Origin of the sequence: Yersinia sp. 1252 StPb PI (assembly GCF_048593885.1) — a bacterium.
Taxonomy (GTDB): Bacteria; Pseudomonadota; Gammaproteobacteria; order Enterobacterales; family Enterobacteriaceae; genus Yersinia; species Yersinia enterocolitica_E.
This window is the reverse complement of sequence record NZ_JAZGQE010000353.1, coordinates 1-1,648: the sequence shown is the minus strand read 5'-3', so window position 1 is coordinate 1,648 and position 1,648 is coordinate 1. Positions and strand designations below refer to the sequence as shown.

The window sequence follows — 1,648 nt, the reverse complement described above, 5'->3', positions numbered from 1 at the left end:
ATACATATTTAAATTCCAGACCATGCCTGGCATAGTATTATCTATTTTTTATAATACACGTATAAATATCTCTATCCTTTTGGCGTAGTTATTTTCGTCATATTGGTATTCCACAATCTATTTTTGTTTTCAGCATACTGGGTGCTGTAAATCAGGGGCGGTAGCGTGGACAAACCAGATTAAATTTTTGGACAACAACAGATGGCTCGTAGTGGTTTCGAAGTACAAAAAGCTGCCGTTAACGCTTTGTTTCTAAGGGAAATTAAAACCAGATTTGGCAAGTATCGGCTGGGTTATCTTTGGGCGGCGCTAGAGCCTATGGCTCACATGCTCATGCTACTAGGCATTTTCGGCTACATTATGCAGCGTACCATGCCAGATATTTCCTTCCCGGTTTTTCTGATTAATGGGATTGTTCCCTACTTCGTATTCATTAATATCAGTAACCGGTCGATTGGTGCTATAGAAGCCAACCAAGGCTTATTTAACTATCGCCCGGTAAGGCCGATAGACACCATCATTGCCCGCGCTGTTTTAGAATCATTAATTTATGCGGTAGTTTACATCTTACTGATGGCGATCGTCGGCCTGCTTGGCGAGGAGTTTGAAGTCATTAACCTTATTTCGCTGGTTCTGGTCTGGTTAATGCTAATCATTTTCTCCTGCGGCGTCGGTCTGAGTTTTATGGTGATAGGAAAAACCTTCCCCGAAACCGAGAAGTTTCTACCCATTCTGTTAAAGCCGCTCTACTTTATTTCCTGCATTATGTTTCCGCTCCATTCAATTCCAAAGGATTACTGGCCGTACTTACTGTGGAATCCGTTAGTCCATGTCGTTGAGCTATGCCGTGAAGCCGTCGTTCCGGGTTATGTCAGCGAAGGTGCCAACTTATACTATCTGGCCTTCTGTACGTTGGTCAGTCTGTTTGTTGGGCTTGTGTTGTACCGTAACGGTGAAGAGGCGATGCTAACCTCATGATCAGAATTGAAAATCTAACTAAATCTTATCGTACCCCTGCTGGGCGCCATTATGTTTTTAAAAATCTGCATGTCGAGTTCCCTACCAATAAAAGTGTGGCCCTAATTGGTCGCAATGGTTCAGGTAAATCAACGCTATTACGTGTCATCGGTGGTATCGACCGGCCTGATAGCGGCAAAGTTATTACCGATAAAACGATCTCCTGGCCGGTAGGACTGGCAGGTGGATTTCAGGGGAGTTTGACCGGGCGTGAAAATGTTAAGTTTGTCGCCCGCCTGTATGCAGCAGAGCGTGAATTACGAGAGAAAGTGGCCTTTGTTGAAGAGTTCGCCGAACTCGGCAAATACTTTGATATGCCAATCAAAACCTACTCTTCTGGCATGAAATCCCGCCTGGGTTTTGGCCTGAGTATGGCATTTAAGTTTGATTACTATCTGGTGGACGAAGTCACCGCTGTAGGTGATGCGCGCTTTAAACAAAAATGTGCAGACCTGTTCAAATCCCGCCACCAGGAATCAAGCTTTCTTATGGTTTCCCATAGCCTCGGTTCACTAAAAGAGTTCTGCGATGCCGCGCTATTTATTGGCCGAGATAATCAGGTGAAATATTTCGAGTCAGTGGATGAAGCTATTGCGGTTTATAAAGTGGATGAAGGGATATAGTCTTGTTG

2 protein-coding genes are annotated in these 1,648 nt (G+C 44.2%); both read left to right on the top strand.

Going from position 1 to position 1,648, the window contains the following annotated elements:
• Positions 1–201: 201 nt before the first annotated feature.
• Positions 202–978 (top strand): ABC transporter permease, encoded by a 777-nt coding sequence (locus V2A85_RS23495; RefSeq protein WP_083163420.1) that lies wholly within the window; start codon positions 202–204, stop codon positions 976–978.
• The gene (locus tag V2A85_RS23490) at positions 975–1,640 is read left to right on the top strand and encodes an ABC transporter ATP-binding protein (RefSeq protein WP_420072530.1); all 666 of its coding nucleotides are present in this window, start codon (positions 975–977) and stop codon (positions 1,638–1,640) included. Before V2A85_RS23495 ends, V2A85_RS23490 begins: the two co-directional genes overlap by 4 nt.
• Positions 1,641–1,648: the final 8 nt, after the last annotated feature.

Coding starts and splice junctions, on each gene's coding strand:
- V2A85_RS23495 (WP_083163420.1), top strand. CDS start 202: ATGGCTCGTAGTGGTTTCGAAGTACAAAAAGCTGCCGTTAACGCTTTG.
- V2A85_RS23490 (WP_420072530.1), top strand. CDS start 975: ATGATCAGAATTGAAAATCTAACTAAATCTTATCGTACCCCTGCTGGG.